Origin of the sequence: Vagococcus proximus, from assembly GCF_029143285.1 — a bacterium.
Classification (GTDB): Bacteria; Bacillota; Bacilli; order Lactobacillales; family Vagococcaceae; genus Vagococcus_D; species Vagococcus_D proximus.
Genome location: NZ_JAPDSH010000007.1, coordinates 62523 through 80185, shown reverse-complemented (window position 1 = coordinate 80185; position 17663 = coordinate 62523). Strand labels below are relative to the sequence as shown.

13 protein-coding genes are annotated in these 17663 nt (G+C 35.3%); 5 read left to right on the top strand and 8 right to left on the bottom strand.

The features are described from left to right. Positions 1-8 precede the first annotated feature (8 nt). The 5 genes from prmC to OL233_RS09280 form a co-directional block, all read right to left on the bottom strand. On the bottom strand, positions 9-857 hold the full coding sequence (gene prmC, locus OL233_RS09300; protein ID WP_275472045.1) for a peptide chain release factor N(5)-glutamine methyltransferase: 849 nt from the start codon (positions 855-857) through the stop codon (positions 9-11). Continuing rightward, a complete protein-coding gene (prfA, locus tag OL233_RS09295) occupies positions 841-1923 on the bottom strand; it encodes a peptide chain release factor 1 (protein ID WP_275472044.1) in 1083 nt (360 codons plus the stop codon). The genes prmC and prfA overlap by 17 nt, the downstream gene beginning before the upstream one ends. Positions 1924-1968: 45 nt before the next feature. Beyond that, positions 1969-2538, bottom strand: coding sequence for a thymidine kinase (locus tag OL233_RS09290; RefSeq protein ID WP_275472043.1), 570 nt, complete (start codon positions 2536-2538; stop codon positions 1969-1971). Positions 2539-2681: 143 nt separating this feature from the next. Then, positions 2682-5069: a cell division site-positioning protein MapZ family protein gene (locus tag OL233_RS11445; protein ID WP_275472042.1), complete on the bottom strand. Its 2388-nt coding sequence runs from the start codon at positions 5067-5069 to the stop codon at positions 2682-2684. A gap of 138 nt (positions 5070-5207) precedes the next feature. Further along, on the bottom strand, positions 5208-6920 hold the full coding sequence (locus OL233_RS09280; RefSeq protein ID WP_275472041.1) for a DNA-binding protein: 1713 nt from the start codon (positions 6918-6920) through the stop codon (positions 5208-5210). Between the two features lie 222 nt (positions 6921-7142). On the opposite strand from OL233_RS09280, the gene OL233_RS09275 reads away from it, so the two are divergent. From OL233_RS09275 to OL233_RS09265, 3 genes are all read left to right on the top strand, one after another. Beyond that, on the top strand, positions 7143-8543 hold the full coding sequence (locus tag OL233_RS09275) for a TrkH family potassium uptake protein (RefSeq protein WP_275472040.1): 1401 nt from the start codon (positions 7143-7145) through the stop codon (positions 8541-8543). 147 nt (positions 8544-8690) lie between these two features. Next, entirely contained in the window at positions 8691-10034 is a 1344-nt protein-coding gene (locus OL233_RS09270) for a Mur ligase family protein (protein WP_275472039.1), read from the top strand. Between the two features lies 1 nt (position 10035). Next, positions 10036-10701, top strand: coding sequence for a type 1 glutamine amidotransferase (locus OL233_RS09265; protein ID WP_275472038.1), 666 nt, complete (start codon positions 10036-10038; stop codon positions 10699-10701). A gap of 27 nt (positions 10702-10728) precedes the next feature. Here OL233_RS09265 and OL233_RS09260 read toward each other — a convergent pair whose 3' ends face one another. The 3 genes from OL233_RS09260 to OL233_RS09250 form a co-directional block, all read right to left on the bottom strand. After that, complete coding sequence (locus tag OL233_RS09260; protein WP_275472037.1) at positions 10729-11610, bottom strand: YitT family protein; 882 nt, start codon at positions 11608-11610, stop codon at positions 10729-10731. A gap of 183 nt (positions 11611-11793) precedes the next feature. After that, on the bottom strand, positions 11794-13566 hold the full coding sequence (locus tag OL233_RS09255; RefSeq protein WP_275472036.1) for an ABC transporter ATP-binding protein: 1773 nt from the start codon (positions 13564-13566) through the stop codon (positions 11794-11796). Further along, positions 13563-15293 (bottom strand): ABC transporter ATP-binding protein, encoded by a 1731-nt coding sequence (locus tag OL233_RS09250; protein WP_275472035.1) that lies wholly within the window; start codon positions 15291-15293, stop codon positions 13563-13565. Before OL233_RS09250 ends, OL233_RS09255 begins: the two co-directional genes overlap by 4 nt. A gap of 457 nt (positions 15294-15750) precedes the next feature. Between OL233_RS09250 and OL233_RS09245 the strand changes: the two genes are divergently transcribed. Both OL233_RS09245 and rnjA read left to right on the top strand, forming a co-directional pair. Next, positions 15751-15966 carry a DNA-directed RNA polymerase subunit epsilon gene (locus OL233_RS09245; RefSeq protein ID WP_126832503.1) on the top strand — a complete coding sequence of 72 codons (216 nt, stop codon included), beginning with the start codon at positions 15751-15753 and terminating at the stop codon, positions 15964-15966. Between the two features lies 1 nt (position 15967). Then, positions 15968-17644 (top strand): ribonuclease J1, encoded by a 1677-nt coding sequence (gene rnjA / locus OL233_RS09240; RefSeq protein ID WP_275472034.1) that lies wholly within the window; start codon positions 15968-15970, stop codon positions 17642-17644. The last annotated feature ends 19 nt before the right edge of the window (positions 17645-17663 follow it).

Genomic DNA, 17663 nt, shown 5'->3' with positions numbered 1-17663 from the left:
TCCAATTGCTATATTGGTGTTACTATAACCATTCTATCTTGACCAAAAAAATCTTTATAACAACGAACATTATGCTTAGGAAATGCTTTTTTAAATAGATTTACAACTGCTTCACCCTGTAAATAGCCAATTTCTAAATAGATTTTACTTTTTTCATGAGTGACGGATGGAAGCGATTTAGCTAAACGTTGATAGATTTCCAAACCTTTGTTAGGAGCGAATAAAGCCAATTTTGGCTCGTGCTCTCGCACACTCTCATCCATGACATCCCACTCATCCTCTGCAATATAAGGAGGATTTGATACAATAATATCGAATGTCTCTGTCTGAACCGGTTCAATCAAGTCCCCTTCAACCAATCTAACATCTAAACCAAATTCAAGCTTATTTTTTTTTGCAACAGCTAATGCCTCAGAAGAAATATCAATTGCAGTAACATCCCAACTCGGTACTTCGTGCTTCAATGTTAGCCCAATCGCACCTGTACCGGTACCTATATCCAAGACTTTCAATCCTGAAGTTGACTTATTGTCTACAAGACAGGCTTCTACTAGTTCTTCTGTTTCAGGTCTAGGTATCAACGTTGCTTCGGTCACCTTAAAACGACGTCCAAAAAATTCACAACTTCCTATAATGTATTGTGGCGGAATTCCTTCACATACTTTTTTTAAATCCTGCTGCCATACATCATAGATAGATTCTGGCATATCTTGTCTAAGTTTTGAGACTAGTTCGGTTTTATTCCAACCTTGGCGCTCAATTAACATGTATTCAGCAAGATACCCTTCTTTTCCTTGCCCCTCTAAAAAAGAAGAAGCCCCTTTAAGGGCTTCGACGTACTTACATTTTATTTTCATTTTGCATCTCTTCCAGCTTAGCCGTTTGATCGTAAATGATTAACGCATCAACAATTTCATCCATCTCACCAGAAAGAATACGATCTAATTTTTGAACAGTCAACCCAATACGGTGATCTGTTACACGGTTTTGCGGGAAGTTATACGTACGGATACGTTCTGAACGATCACCAGTACCGACAGCAGACTTACGACTAGAATCATATTCACTACGCGCTTCTTGTTCCAATTGATCAAACACACGAGCACGTAAAATTTTCATCGCTTTTTCTCTATTTTGTAATTGCGAACGTTGATCTTGCATTGCAACTACGATTCCTGTTGGCAAGTGAGTCAAACGAACAGCAGAAGCTGTTTTATTGACATGCTGTCCACCAGCACCACTAGCATGGTAAATATCAACGCGGATATCTTTTTCATCTAAGTCTAACTCTACTTCTTCTGCTTCTGGTAGCACAACAACTGTTGCAGTTGACGTATGAACACGACCTTGTGATTCCGTTGACGGCACACGTTGTACTCTGTGTGCACCACTTTCGTATTTCAATTTAGAGAAAACATTTTCTCCAGTTATCATCACAATAACCTCTTTGTACCCGCCAATACCTGTGATATTCGCTTCCATCACTTCAAACTTCCATCCTTGAGAAGAAGCATAACTTTGGTACATCTCAAATAAATCACCAGCAAATAATGCCGCTTCATCTCCACCGGCTGCACCACGAATTTCCATAATAATATTTTTATCATCATTAGGATCTTTTGGAATTAATAACACTTTGATTTTCTCTTCAATTTGTTCTTTTTCTTTTTTTAAATCAGATAACTCTTCTTTAGCCATCTCTTGCATTTCTGAATCTAATTTTTCTCCAAGCATTTCTTCAGTTTCAGCAATACCATCTACCACTTCTTTATAACGACGGTATACTTCTACTGTTTCACGCGTGTTTGCTTCTTCTTTTGAAAGCTCCATAAATTTCTTTGTATCTGAAATAACCTCTGGATCACTTAACAGCTCTCCTAATTCTTCGTAACGGTCTTCTATTGATTGTAATTGATCGTACATAATAATCTCCTTTAGCTAATAATTGATTAATATCCGTTATCCCTCTTACTTTTTAGGATTTAAATAATGATTGCGACAGACAGGGTAATACGATTCATTTCCACCGATTTGAATTTGTTCACCTGAATACGTTGGATTTCCATCTAGCATACGTAAATTCATTGTTGCTTTTTTATGGCAGAACCAGCAGATTGTTTTTAATTCCTCTAACTTATCTGCATATAATAATAAATATTTAGAACCTTCGAATAGCTCATTGCGAAAGTCATTTTTTAGACCAAAAGCCATTACCGGTATCCCTAACTCATCCACAACCTGTGCAAACTCTAAAACATGATGTTTTTCTAAGAATTGAGACTCATCTACAAGGATGCAGTATGGTTTGAAATCAAGGGCTTTTATCACTTGATAAACATTTGTATCACTAAATATAGGTGTTGCTTGACGTGATAACCCAATCCGGCTCGACACTTGGCCAACTCCATCTCTCGTGTCTACACCACTCGTCATTAACACAACGGGTTTATTTTGTTCTTCATAATTATGCGTGACTTTTAAAATCTCAATAGATTTTCCACTGTTCATCGCACCATATTTAAAAAATAATTGGGCCATCTTTTACACCTGACTTTCTGCTAATCTTCCTATGTTAGTATACTTTACTTTTTAAAAAAAATCTATCCAAAATCACTTACTTATCGGCACTTCTAGTAAAATAAAAACCATACTCAATCCTATGAGTATGGTTTTTTTATTTTTTAGTAAGGAGCAGTCCCTTTGAACCAACCTGTTTTAGCATTTACTTTAACAATAAATATCGGCAGTTCATTTTCAGAGAATGCTTTTGAAACTGGTGACTCTAAGTTTGTAGCATATAAATCATAGTATGGTTCACCATTAATGATTTCACTCTGACGGATTTCATAACCACCAGGAACAATATAGCCACGAGCAATACTTGTAGCAATAAAGTTATCATAGATTCCGGGAGCCCATGACCAATCACCGGTTGTGGTAGAACCTGGTGTGCGTTCATTAATCGAGATACCGTCTTTAACAGCTGTCTTTTTACCTGTTTCCGGATCAACATAAGTAACATCTCCATTACCTTGTTTTTGAACCGTAGGTTGTTCTGGTGCTGGCTGTTGATTAGTTTGATTTTGAGTTGGCTCTTCTTGTGGTACTTCAGCTGGCGCTTGTGCCCCTTCACCTTCACCTGGTACTGCCGGTGTTTCACCTTCTGATATGCCAGCATCGTTATCTGCTAATGCTTCTGCTTCTTCGTTATCTTTCTTCGCTTTATCAGCTTCTTTTTTGACTTTTTCTTCTTCTTTTAGTTTTGCTTCTTTTTCTTTAGCAGCTTTTTCTTTTTTCTCTTTTTCTTCTTTACTATCTTTATCTGCTTTAGCTTTCTTATCTTTATCAAGCGTAGCAGAAACTTTATCTAACTTAGCTAAATAGCCATCTTTTAATTTACCAGGTTTTAATTTCTCTACAGATTTTTTAGCCTCATCCAATTGTTTAGCAGTCGCCTCTTTTTTTACATCTTTATCGAAAACTACTGCCACGGCTTTTTTAGCCTCTTCAATTGTCTTGATTTGTTCTTTCGTTTTATCAATACCTTTGTTGAATAGTTTCTCTAAACCATCTTTTGGCTCTTTGATAGCATCAGGAAGTTTTGGTGACTCTTCTTTAAGAGCTGCTTTTTCTGATAACTTATCACCTACAATAAGTGGTTCTTCAAATAAATCATTCACTTTACCTTGAAGTGTCGCACGAGCAGTCAAATCTTCAACATCAGGTGACACTTTGTCCACAAATTTAGGATCTTCAATCGATGCTACTTCTTTAGCTAGTTCATTTAAATGTTGCTCTTCAAACGTTTCGCTTAAGAATATCTTCTCATCATTCAAGTAAAGTTTTTTTAAGTTCTTTTCAACATTTTCTTTACGTGTTTTGATTGTTGTTAAACGTTGTGTTTCAATATTTTCTTGATACTTAGTCGCACCAATATAACCTCCACCTAATAAGACAGCGACTGCTGCAACTGTAATAAGTGGTTTTTTATTAATTTGTTTTTTAGGCTCTTTAGGTTCTTTTGGTTGTCTGTTTGACGTATTAGAGTTGGACTCTATTTTTGGTGCTGTTTTTTCATTTGCATGTTGTTTAGTAGCTCCTAAAACCGAATCTACTAAATTTTTATCATCATTCATTTTTTTATCTGTCATTATTGCACAGCCTCCAGAGTTATTTTCTTCTGATGTTATGTCCTTAACATCTTTTACTTCTTCTTTTTGTATTGTTTCTTTCGTTACTAATTCGTCTGATTGCGCTACTTTAACCAGTGGTAATTGGCCAAGAACTTGCCTTCTTAAAGCCTCTATTCCATCACAGTTCGGACAATAGTTAGCATCCTCAGTAGATACTTCTCCACAATTTGGGCATCTTTTTTCTTGGTCCTCTGGTGTATCAATCTTTACAACATCAGATACAACCTGATACTCACAAATCGGACAACGTTCAAACGATTCTTCTGATGCATACTCACAGTTCGGACAATACCCTTCCATTTCAGTAATCCCAGTATCAGCAGGGACTTCTACTTCCAAAGGCAAGAACGTCGCTTCACAGAACGGGCAGCTTACAGGAAAATCGGATACCTCAAAACCACACGACGAACAGGTTAGAATTTGAGTTGGTATTTCCACTATTACGTCTTGTTTTTTCTTATCCTGATTAGAATCTCTTCTCAGAAAATCAAAGTCACAAATTGGACAGGTTGATACATCCTCATCAAGTTCACAGTCACATGATGGACATGCCTTTACAGACTTATCCTCTTTTTTTTCAAGTACTTGCTGTTCACATATCGGACAAATCTCACCCTGTTTTACTGGACCATACTCACAAATTGGACAGGTCCCACTCTCTTTATCATTTTCTATCGCGCTATCAGTAGCATTAGTTTCATCATGTTCACAAATTGGGCAACAATTAAACGCGCTAGCTGAAGAATAGCTACATTTTTGACACTTGTATCTATTATCTCGTGCCTTTTCTCTATTTTCATGATCGCAAATAGGACAAATCGATGGAATATCGGTAGTTACGACGTTACAATTCGGACAGGTGTATTCCTTTTCCACTTATCATCACTTTCCTATTTTTAGCATTTTTATAGCCTAAGAATTAGGCTCTCAATAGTAACATTTTAGCACATCTCATGTGTAGATGTTAAGTCTTTCGCTAATTCCTTTACACGATTGATAAATATGTAATATTTCCTATTTTATTTCAAAGCCTTCAATTTTAAAATCATCGACAAATCCCTGAACGTCATCATCTAAAATAGTAGCCTTAAATGTAACAACATCCCCTTTTTCGACGAAAGCAGCTTCTTCATATAAATTAGCATTTACTGTATAAAGCTTGCCATTCTCTAAAACAAATTTGATTATTGTTGCATCATTAGAAACAATTGGTGGTGTTAGGCGATTTACTTTTCCACTTATTTCAGTCGGTTTTCCTTGATCAATAGCTGACACATTTCCATTTTTTTGTTTCTGTTTTGAACGATATGTTTGTAATGTTTTTGCAACAGTATCTTCCATTGCTAAAATATCACTGTCTGTTGCATTAACGTACGCGACTTTTTTAAATATCCCATTTTCATCCAACATTGAGACAACCCATGTTGGTACACCATCAATATTGTAAAGTAATGGCATATTTCCTTCTAATTTCTTTTCTGGATAAACAAGGTTCACTAAATTAAGAAGCCCTTCGCTGTCCATCATATTTTTCTTACTATAGTAAGTAATTTCTCCCGTACGAGCATTGATAAATGAATAGCCTATCGCAGAATCATCTGAACTTGACGGCGATGTAAAGTCTGTGAAATACAGCATCTCACCTTTTTCGTTAAAAATCGGGGTTACTTGATCTTCTGTTCCATTTTCAGTTGCTAGTTTCACACCTTTTTTAGCTAATCGACTGTTCAACCAACCATTTTCATATTTACCGTAAACACTATTCATCTCCGTTGCCATTTCTGGTGAGATGGGGGCATCAATAAATTCTGGAACATCTTTTAAATCGTAAACTTCCACTTTACCATTCTCTGTATCTAGTACTGCTATTTTCATTTTACGGTAATTTGGGTTCTCTGATAGCCCTCTTGGTTTATATAATGTTTGAACATAATAAGCGTGTCCATCGTCTGCGACTTCAAGTTGAGGCTTGCCTATTGATTTATAAGTTGCTGTTGCAAAATAGATTTTTCGCTCCACGTCTTTAAAGAAAAAGGCGCTCGGAATATAGGTCATAGGCTTTTTAACAGGAACAGGCTGCTCATAAACATCTGTTGCGGACATTTGTAAGTACCCTTCTGAAGCCCCTGCTTTTAACCAGCGCCAAAATCCTTTAAATTCCAAAGGTGCGATGTACACAACCTCACCCTTCACTTTTTGAACTTGTAAATTTCCTAAATTATAGAACTGTTGATTATCAAACTGATTCATTGATTTCTTCATTTTATTGCGAACTGTTTTCGGTGGTATCGTCACCGGTGTGTCTTCTTTATCTAATTCAGGTGTGTCTGTTCCTTCTACTAAATTAAGCGTGTTATACACTTGTTTTTTGCTATAGATCTCATAGCCAGAAGACGCTGCCATTAAAATAATACCCGTCAAGATAATACCTGAAATCCACTTCGCTGTTTGTTTTCTATGATCAATAACCAACGTATCCAATTGATTGACTACTGTGGTAATTCCTAACCCTAACAAACCTAAAACTAAATTCATAACTAAATAATTTAATAATGACTTACTTGGTAAAGCTACCCAAATAAACAAGCTATAAACTAATTCACTGACAATAATCAGGCTAATCAAGGCCTGCCATTGCCTTTTATTCAATCTTCCTTTTTTTCGAGCGATAAAGCTCCCTATTATTATAAAAAGTAATACACTACTAATTGCTAATTGTCCTAACATCTAACTCCTCCTTATAAACGTTTATATCTCTTATTTTACACGATTACACATCTAAAATACCTCCGACTAAAGTCTGAGGGCTTTTAACCTCAATAGATATATTTAGAGTATCATTTTTTCTATCCATAGGGAACTATCATAGTTTTTTAATTCAAATTGAACTTATTTAAAACCATGCTATACTAAGCAATGAACTTATCGATGAAAGGAGCCTCGGGTGTTATGGCCAAACGGCGTTTTTTTTATGGGTATAAACGAGATTTTGCTCGATTTATTTCCACTCATGTTTCAAGTATTCAAATGATAGTTATCTACTATCTTATATTGACCCTAGTTTCTTTCATCCTACTCTCACTTCCTTTTTTTAGAAATCCTGGGGTGAGTACCACACTACTTGACGATATCTTTATGGCCGTTAGTACAGTTAGTGTGACTGGATTAAGTACCTTCAATATTAACGAAGTATTCAACCACAAAGGCGTCATTTTATTAGAATTATTATTCCAAGTCGGTGGTCTAGGAATTATGATGGTCTCGACCTTCTTTTTAATTGTGTCGAGGCGTAAGATTTCTTTAAAACAAAGACAACTCATTATGGCTGACATGAACCAGCCTAAATTAAGTGGTATCGTTCGTCTTATTCGAACAACACTCGGTATTTTATTATGGCTTCAATTTATTTTTGGCATTATTTTTTCTATTCATTTTTATACCTCTAACCATCATACTGAATTAAAAGAAGCAATATTCTACGGTTTTTATCAATCTATTTCTGCCGTAACAAACTCCGGTTTTGATGTCACAGGTGCGTCCATCACACCTTATGCTGACGATTACTTCTTCTTAATTAGCATTATTATGTTAATCATTATTGGCGGAATTGGTTTTCCCGTTATCATGGAAATAAAAGAATGGCTTTTCTTTAAAAAGAAAAAACACGGCTATCCGTTTCGCTTTTCTCTATTTAGTAAATTAGCAATTGGGTCATTTCTAATTCTATTTATTTTTGGGAGCTTGTTTATTTACTTACTTGAACGTAAACATTTATTTGCTGATATGGGGCATACTCAGCAACTGATTAATTCGATGTTTTACTCAATGACCACTCGTAATGCTGGTCTTCAAATTCATGATTTAAATGCTTTCCAAACACCGACACTCCTGCTCTTTGCTACACTAATGTTTATCGGCTGTAGCCCTAGTTCCGTTGGTGGTGGTATTCGTACAACTACAGTGGCAATTCTTGTCCTTTATATGTTCTCATTTATTAAAAGTGAAGAAAAAATTAGTATCTTTGGTCGTCGTATTTCAGAAGAAGACATAAAAAAATCAGTGGTTGTTTTCAACCTCTCACTTTTAATGTGCTTCATTTCTGTATTAATACTTTCAGCTACTGAAAATCATTCTCTTATTTCAATTATTGTTGAGGTAACGTCTGCTTTCGGAACAACTGGACTTTCTATGGGGATTACCGATGACTTAACAACAGTTGGTAAGTTAATTATTGCAGGTCTCATGTTTATTGGTCGTATTGGCATGCTGTATACCTTGATGCTATTTGTTCCAAAAGAAATGCAAGATAAGGGATACGTCTATCCGACAGAAAAAATTATTATTGGATAACATCAAACCTATTCTCTTTAAAGAGGATAGGTTTTTATTAAGGAATACAAAAAGAATTAAAAAAAAACACAAATTGTGGTATGATAAGTTGGATTAAATTTAGTATCAAACATCGTAGGATGACTGATTACAGGAGGAATTAATATTATGACTATTAGAAGTCAATTTGCCATATTTGCTGGTAAATCTAGCCAATGGTTTTTAAAAACATTTACAAAAGGTGGCAGCAGCTATCCTGGAAAATTAGCATTAAAACTAGACCCTAAGGTTTTAGATACGCTTGCTAAAGACTATGAAGTTATTGTGGTAACCGGAACAAACGGTAAAACGTTGACAACAGCTTTAACCGTTAACGTCTTACGTCAAGAATACGATGAAGTCCTAACTAACCCAACCGGCGCTAACATGGCGCAAGGAATCGTCTCAACATTCTTAGGTGCTAAAAAAGTAAAAGGTCAAAAGAAATTTGCAGTCTTAGAAATTGATGAAGCAAGCTTAAGTAAAGTGACACAATACATCAAACCTGAGCTATTCCTTTTCACTAATATTTTCCGTGATCAAATGGATCGTTATGGTGAAATCTATACAACCTATAAACTAATTGTAGACGGTGCTAACAATGCACCAGATGCTACTATTTTAGCTAATGGTGACCTACCTATCTTCAATTCTGTTGAAACTAAAAACCCTCGTGAGTATTACGGCTTTAACCATGAAGAAGATAGAGAACAAATGGCACATCATAATACAGATGGTGTCCTTTGTCCAAATTGCCAGCACATCTTACACTATAAAATGATTACGTATAGTAGTTTAGGAAAATATTACTGCCCGCACTGTGACTTTAAGCGTCCAGAATTAGACTACCAGTTAACCGAATTAAAAAATATGACAAACACATCTGCTGAATTTGTAGTCGATGGCGAAGAATACAGTATCGAAGTTGGTGGTTTATATAATGTATATAATGCCCTTTCAGCGACAGCTGTTGCCCGTCACTATGGTCTATCTCCGGAAAAAATTCGTGCCGGTCTTTCTTATGACGAACGTGTCTTTGGCCGTCAAGAGATTATCAACGTTGGCGATAAAGAATGTACATTAATTCTAGTTAAAAATCCTGTCGGGATTAACCAAGTTATCGATATGATTGACTTAGCACCACGTCCATTCTCACTTGTTAGCTTACTTAACTCTAACTATGCTGACGGTCTTGATATCAGCTGGATTTGGGATGGAAACTATGAAAAATTCTCAGAAATGGGAGTTCAAAAAGTCATCACTGGTGGTGACCGCCGCAAAGATATGACCCTACGTATGAAAGTAGCGGGGATCGACGACTCTATCATCACTGAATCAACAGATTTAACTAAAGTAATTGATGAAATCAAATCTGCTCCGACAGAAAAAGTATTTATTTTAGCAACATACACAGCTGTTTTAGAATTACGTAAAGAATTAACAAATCAAGGTTACCTAAAGGGAGGAATGTAAGATGTCAGATAAAACAATTCGCGCGTGTCACTTATATGGTAACCTATTAAATACTTATGGTGATAACGGAAATATGTTAATGATGGAATATGCAGCTAAACAAAAAGGTGTGTCTTTCACTTCTGAAATCATCAGTATCTATGAAGAATTTGACCCTGAAAAATATGATTTTGTCTTTTTCGGCGGTGGACAAGATTACGAGCAAACTATCGTATCTAAAGATATCCAAACTAAGAAAGAAGGCATCACATCTTATATTGAAGATAACGGTGTCCTGCTTGCTATCTGCGGTGGTTACCAAATGCTTGGTCACTACTACATCGGCGCTAACGGAACTAAAATACAAGGTATTAGTGCTCTTGATCATTACACATTAAGTCAAGATAACAATCGTTTTATTGGAGAAGTTAAAATTCATAACGATGAGTTTAATGAAACCTATGTTGGGTTTGAAAATCATAACGGTGTGACTTACTTAGGTGAGGGTGAAAAACCTTTGGGAACGGTTCTTGAAGGAGATGGAAACAACGGTAAAGATAAAGGGGAAGGTGCTATTTATAAAAATACATTCTGCAGTTATCTTCACGGTCCTGTCTTAGCACGTAATGAACATCTAGCTCATCGATTAGTTGATCTAATCTTAGATAAAAAATATAACAATGCTTAAAAAAAAGAAGCCCTTAGGCTTCTTTTTTTACATTTCATTCGGATTTTGATTTTCCTCTTCTTCAAAGAAATCACGAGTAAACCCTTCACCAATAACACTTTGTGCATCATTAATAATAACAAAGGCTAATGGGTCAATCTCATTAATGATTTTTTGGATCGGTAACAATTGTTGACGACTAATCACAATATACAATAATTTCTTTTCGTTCTGTTTATAGTAACCTGTTCCATTTAAAACAGTGATGCCTCGCTCTAACTTAGTACTGATTTCATGAGCAATCTCTTCATGTTTCTCAGAAATAATAGTAACAGTTTTTTTCGGATTAAATCCTTCTAAAATAAAGTCTAAAACTTTGGTAGATACTGTCAATGATACTAATGTAAACATCAAGCTAGGAAAACCAATAACAAATACTGATGGAATAACCACAATTAAATCAAAGAATAATAGCGCATAACTTGTATTCCATCCCAAATATTTATTCATTAATTTTGCTAAAATAGCACTACCTGCTGTTGTACCATTTCCTCGCATAATCATCCCCATACCAATACCCATTAAAACTCCAGCTGCTACAGCGACAATCATGACCTCGTCTGATACAAAATGAATATGATCTGTTAACTTAAGGAAAACAGATAACATGATAATCGCGTAACCTGTGTACCATATCGTTTTTTTATCTAAAAATTTATACCCAATCGCCATTAAGACAGCATTAAAAAGTACATTGGTCAAAGCTGGTGAAATCCCATTTGTGTAGTATAAAATCATCGTTAAACCAGTAACGCCACCCTCGCCCAAATTATTTGGTAAAGCAAACACGTTAACTGCTAACGCAAAAATTAAAGCCCCTAATGTAATCTTACAGATGTTGATAATAAATGTTTTGTTCTTTTTTGACATTTGACTTCCCTCCTATAAAAAAATTCAAAAAAATAAGCGCCTAGTTCGCCCCTCTCTTCAAGATACTAGAACTCTTCAGTTTTTGCAAATGTTTTATTAAAAAATAACCGCAATTTCTTTAATCTTTTTTTAATAAAAAAAGAAAGAGCAAAAACATTGAGTTTTCGCTCTTTATCGACTAAATTAAGCTAATTCATAATCGCCTTCTTCATCAAACTGACTGTTATATAGTTGTTCATAAAAACCACCTTGAGCCAGTAAACTATCATGTGTCCCTTGCTCAATAATTTCACCTTGATTCATGACCAATATTAAATCAGCCTCACGAATTGTAGATAAGCGGTGAGCGATAACAAAACTTGTTCGCCCTTCCATTACTTTAGCCATAGCTTTTTGAATCAATGCTTCTAATCGTGTGTCTACAGAACTTGTCGCCTCATCTAAAATTAAAATTTTAGGATCCGAGATAACTGCACGAGCAATAGTTAACAATTGCTTTTGACCCAATGATACATTTGATGCTTCTTCATCAATGACCATGTCGTAACCTTCCGGCATCGTTTTAATAAAGTGATGAACATTGGCTGTCTTTGCCGCATCTACTACTTCATAATCTGTTGCATCTAATTTACCGAAACGGATATTTTCACTAATTGAATCATGATAAAGCCAAGCATCTTGAAGTACCATCCCGAATAATGACCTCACATCACTGCGATTCATATCTTTCGTGTTTATACCATCAATTTCAATCGCACCTGAATCCACATCGTAAAAACGCATCAACAGATTAATCAAGGTTGTTTTACCTGCACCTGTCGGACCAACAATGGCAACCGTCTGACCTGGTTTTACTTCAAAACTTAAATCCTTGATTAATGGACGTGACGGATCATAACTGAACGCGACATTTTTGAAGGATACTTTTCCATCAATGGCTTCAGGTAACACTACATCTACTTCATTTTCTATCGCTTCGATTTCATCTAATATTTCAAAAATTCTAACTGTTGACGCTGAAGCACTTTGAAGAACCGTTGCTAATTGAGTAATTTGCCCCATAGGTTGATTGATTTGCCACACGTATTGAATTAACGCTTGTAAATTACCCAAAGTTAAATTACCTGCAATTACTAAGAAACACCCGCTTATCGCAAGTACAATATAAACTAAATAGGCAGTCATTTGTACCAACGGCATCATTAAGCCTGAAATAAAAGAAGATTTAAAACCATAATCTGATAAAGTATGGCTCACCTTTTTAAATCCATCTAAAGTTTCGTCTTCTCTACCATAAAGTTTAATCACATTAAAACCAGTCAAATGCTCTGTTACATAACCATTTAAATCACCTAAAGCATTTTGTTGCCCTTGAAAATAGTTTTGTGATTTAGATACTACAATTTTAGAAATCACCATTGACAGTGGAATCATTAGTAGGGCAACTAATGCCAACTTGACATTAATCACAAACATCATCACAACCGCCATTGTAATACCTAAAATTGCTGTAATAATGGCGATAAAACTTTGTTGCATCGCATTACTGACCGCATCCACATCATTCGTTACCCGTGATAATACTTCACCTTGTTGGTGCGTATCAAAATACGATACGGGTAAACGATTAATTTTCTCAGAGATATCTTTCCTTAAATCTCTCATCCCACGTTGAACAACCTGAGTCATCAAGTACGTTGCAAAGTATTGAGATAAACTATATAAAATAGAAATAGCCATAATGGCAATCAATGTTTTGACTATATATGGAAAATTCAAGCCTGTTCCTGCACTTAAATTGGCAGCAATTTCCGTTGTCGGTAAGCCTGTTACGACTGGATAAATGGCATTTAGAGCCACAGCAGTCAATGTTAATAACACTGCAAAACTAAACATTAAACGATACGGTCTTAAGTAACTCCATAAGCGTTTCAATGATTTTAACGACTCTCTCATGCTAATTCCTCCTTCGATAACTGAGATGATGCAATATCATAATAAATATCACATGTTTTAAGTAACTCTCTATGAGTTCCCATTCCTACAACATCACCTTCATTTAAAACAATAATCTTATCTGCCTGCATAATCGTACTGACACGTTGGGCGACAATTAGTACAGTCGATTCCGTTGTTTCTTTCTTCAGACGCTTGCGCAGTGTCGCATCGGTCTTGTAATCTAAAGCTGAAAAACTATCATCAAAAACATAGATAGCCGGTCGTCTAATAATTGCTCTCGCAATAGCCAAACGTTGTTTTTGTCCTCCAGAGAAATTACTCCCTCCTTCTGATAAAGGTTCATCTAATCCTAATTTCTTTTGACTAATAAATTCAGTACCCTGGGCCACATCAATTGCGTAAGCGAAGTCTTCTTCCGTTGCATCTGATTTACCAAAACGTAAATTATCACGAATTGTTCCTGTGAATAATAATGCTTTTTGCGGAATATACCCTATCTTTTCTCGTAAAGCTGATAAATTGTAGTCCTTAACATTAACACCATCAATCAAAACTTCCCCTTCAGATACATCGTAAAATCTGGGTATCAGTTGAATTAACGTTGATTTCCCGCTACCTGTACTCCCGATAAAGGCAACAGTCTCACCAGGTCGTGCTTCAAAGCTCACATTACGAATAACAGGACTCTCTGCAGCTCCTGGATAAGCGAAGGTTACATTTTTAAACTCAATCACACCATTAGTTTCTGTTTGAGTGATACCTTCTGGATTTTCTTGAATACTACTTTTTGTATCTAATACTTCTTGAATACGACCAGCTGATACAGCTGCTCTTGGATACATCATAAAAACAGATGCAAATAACATAAATGAAAATAACGCATGGAAAACATATTCGATAAATGATAAAAGTTTTCCTAATTCTAACGAACCTAGCTCAATTTGTTTGGCACCAAACCAAATAATAAGAACCATAATAATATTAAATAAGAAATAGAATGCTGGTTGAGCTGTTGCTACTAATTTAAATAATTTAGTTGAACTCTTTTCATAATTCTCATTTACATTTTTAAATCGACCTTCTTCAAACTTTTCATTAACAAATGCTCTAATAACACGGAGTCCTGATAAGTTTTCACGCAAAATCATATTTAATTTGTCTAAATTATGCTGTTGTTTTTTAGAAAGAGGTTCTGACAACTTAGCAAGCAAAATAACCCCTGCTAATAAAAATGGAATCCCTAAAAAAACAAACATCGATAATGATACACTCTCTCGCATAATCATATATAAACTCGCCATAAACATCATTGGTGTCATAAATCCTAAACGCAGAAGCATCCCTAAAAACATCATCACTTGATAGGCATCATTCGTTGTACGCGTAATCAAAGATGATACTCCTAGCTGATCATATTCATGATGTGAAAAATGTTGCATTGATTCAAACATATCATCACGCATTGAAACAATGATCCGATTGTTCATCTTAGCACCTACAAATGTCAACATGATATTCATCAACACACCAATAATTGTAATCACAATCATCCATATTCCCATCGTCTTAACATATTGCCAATCTTTATTTCTCACACCAACATCTATCATTTTAGCTAACAGCGTTGGTAAACCTAATTCAATTATAATAAATCCAAATACACAGAAAAAATTTAATACGAGTAATTTTTTCTGCCGTACCGCATACTCCCACATCAATTTCATACCGTTCAACCCATCCTTTATTCATTCTTATTTTAGACACGATTTTATAACACTTTAACGAACCCTATTTTTTGAAAAAACATCTGTTTTTTCTTATAGTATCAATATATCATATTTATTTAATGTATAACAAACCTCATCTGAATTTATATCCGATTAGAGAATTTAACTTCCTATACTTATGAACAGAAATATGATAAAATTATCTTAATTATAACGAACAGTTTGTTAATTCAATTTAGACATCACAAGGCTTAGACAACAGAAACATCTGATGTTTCCAAACCAACCAAACCGTTTCATTTGATTTAGTTGGTTTAATAATTTAAGAGGTGCTTGTCACCTCACTTTAGTGTGGTCATTTTTGTTATAATATCGGATACGATTACTACGACATTTTTTAAGTCGTTTAAAAAAATAATAGAGTACCTTTAGGGTACATAAAGGAGAAAAATATATGATTTTTAAAGTTTATTATCAAGAAACAAAAGTAAGAAACCCAAAAAGAGAACAAACACAATCGCTTTACGTTGAAGCTGATTGCGAAGTTAGCGCGCGCATGTTAGTTGAAGACAATACCCCATATAACATCGAATTAGTTCAACTACTTGAGGGAAATCACTTAGAATACGAAAAAGAAAACGCTGAGTTTACTTTAACGGAGTTCAAGTAACATGAAACCCAATATAAAAAACAATGAAACTGGTGTCTTTGGCATTGGTGGTTTGGGTGAAATTGGTAAAAATACATATGGGGTTCAGTTCCAAGACGAAATTATTATCGTAGATGCTGGAATCAAGTTTCCAGAAGACGATTTACTTGGTATTGACTATGTTATTCCAGACTACAGTTACATTGTTCAAAATCTTAATAAAGTAAAAGCACTAGTGATTACTCATGGTCATGAAGATCACATCGGTGGGATTCCTTTCTTGTTAAAACAAGCGAACTTACCTATTTACGCAGGTCCTCTTGCTCTTGCTTTAATCAAAAATAAATTAGAAGAACACGGTTTATTACGAGATGCAGAACTTCATGAAATAAATGAAGATACTATTATTAAATTCCGTAAAACTACTATCAGTTTTTTCCGTACAACACATAGTATTCCTGATGCATTAGGAGTTGTTGTAAAAACTCCTTCTGGTAACATCGTATGTACCGGAGATTTTAAATTTGATTTTACACCGGTTGGCGAGCCACCAAATTTACAAAAAATGGCTAAAATTGGTAGTGAAGGTGTTTTATGTATGCTATCTGATAGTACCAATGCTGAAGTCCCTGGTTTCACAAAATCAGAAAAAACGATTGGAAAATCTATCGAACAAATTTTTGAAAAAATTGATGGTCGAATCATATTTGCAACATTTGCTTCAAATATCTTTAGGCTTCAACAAACCGCTATGGCTGCTGTTAAAACAGGTCGTAAAGTCGCTGTCTTTGGTCGTAGTATGGAAAATGCCATTGTTAATGGTCAAAAATTAGGATACATCAATGTTCCAGATGATACCTTCGTAGATGCAAGACAGATTAATAATATCCCTGCTAACGAAATGTTAATTTTATGTACAGGTTCTCAAGGCGAACCTATGGCTGCATTAAGCCGTATCGCCAACGGAACTCATCGTCAAATCGCTATTCAACCAGGTGATACTGTTGTCTTCTCTAGTTCTCCTATCCCAGGAAACACAACTAGTGTTAATCGCGTAATCAACCGCTTATCTGAAGCTGGAGCAGAAGTAATACACGGTAAAGTAAATAACATTCATACTTCTGGTCATGGTGGCCAAGAAGAACAAAAATTAATGTTAAGCTTAATGAAACCAAAATATTTCATGCCTGTTCATGGTGAGTATCGTATGCTAAAAGTTCATACACAACTTGCACAAGATACTGGTGTTGAAAAAGATAATTGTTTCATTCTTGAAAATGGGGATGTCCTAGCTCTTACACCTGATAGCGCAAGAATTGCTGGACACTTCAATGCTGGAGATGTCTATGTTGATGGTAATGGTATCGGTGATATTGGAAATATCGTTTTAAAAGATCGTCGTATTCTTTCAGAAGAAGGGCTAGTCCTTGCCGTTACGACAGTGGATTATAAGAAAAAACAAATCTTAGCCGGTCCAGATATCCTATCACGTGGCTTTATCTACATGCGTGAATCTGGTAGTCTTATTAACCAAGCGCAACGTATTCTATCACGCGCTATTAATAAAGCCTTACAAGATCCTAACTGTAACGAAGCAATGCTTAGAGACGTTATTACAAAAACATTAGAACCATTCTTAATCGAAAAAACAGAGCGCCATCCAATGATTATGCCGATGGTCTTAACTCAAGATAATTAATCTTAAAATAGCAGACACA

Bases quoted from the DNA above. Each gene is read 5' to 3' on its own strand.
- OL233_RS09255 (WP_275472036.1), bottom strand. From the start codon at position 13,566: ATGAGAGAGTCGTTAAAATCATTGAAACGCTTATGGAGTTACTTAAGA.
- OL233_RS09280 (WP_275472041.1), bottom strand. From the start codon at position 6,920: ATGTTAGGACAATTAGCAATTAGTAGTGTATTACTTTTTATAATAATA.
- OL233_RS09275 (WP_275472040.1), top strand. From the start codon at position 7,143: ATGGCCAAACGGCGTTTTTTTTATGGGTATAAACGAGATTTTGCTCGA.
- OL233_RS09250 (WP_275472035.1), bottom strand. From the start codon at position 15,293: ATGAAATTGATGTGGGAGTATGCGGTACGGCAGAAAAAATTACTCGTA.
- OL233_RS09265 (WP_275472038.1), top strand. From the start codon at position 10,036: ATGTCAGATAAAACAATTCGCGCGTGTCACTTATATGGTAACCTATTA.
- OL233_RS09245 (WP_126832503.1), top strand. From the start codon at position 15,751: ATGATTTTTAAAGTTTATTATCAAGAAACAAAAGTAAGAAACCCAAAA.
- rnjA (WP_275472034.1), top strand. From the start codon at position 15,968: ATGAAACCCAATATAAAAAACAATGAAACTGGTGTCTTTGGCATTGGT.
- prfA (WP_275472044.1), bottom strand. From the start codon at position 1,923: ATGTACGATCAATTACAATCAATAGAAGACCGTTACGAAGAATTAGGA.
- OL233_RS09270 (WP_275472039.1), top strand. From the start codon at position 8,691: ATGACTATTAGAAGTCAATTTGCCATATTTGCTGGTAAATCTAGCCAA.
- OL233_RS09260 (WP_275472037.1), bottom strand. From the start codon at position 11,610: ATGTCAAAAAAGAACAAAACATTTATTATCAACATCTGTAAGATTACA.
- prmC (WP_275472045.1), bottom strand. From the start codon at position 857: ATGAAAATAAAATGTAAGTACGTCGAAGCCCTTAAAGGGGCTTCTTCT.
- OL233_RS09290 (WP_275472043.1), bottom strand. From the start codon at position 2,538: ATGGCCCAATTATTTTTTAAATATGGTGCGATGAACAGTGGAAAATCT.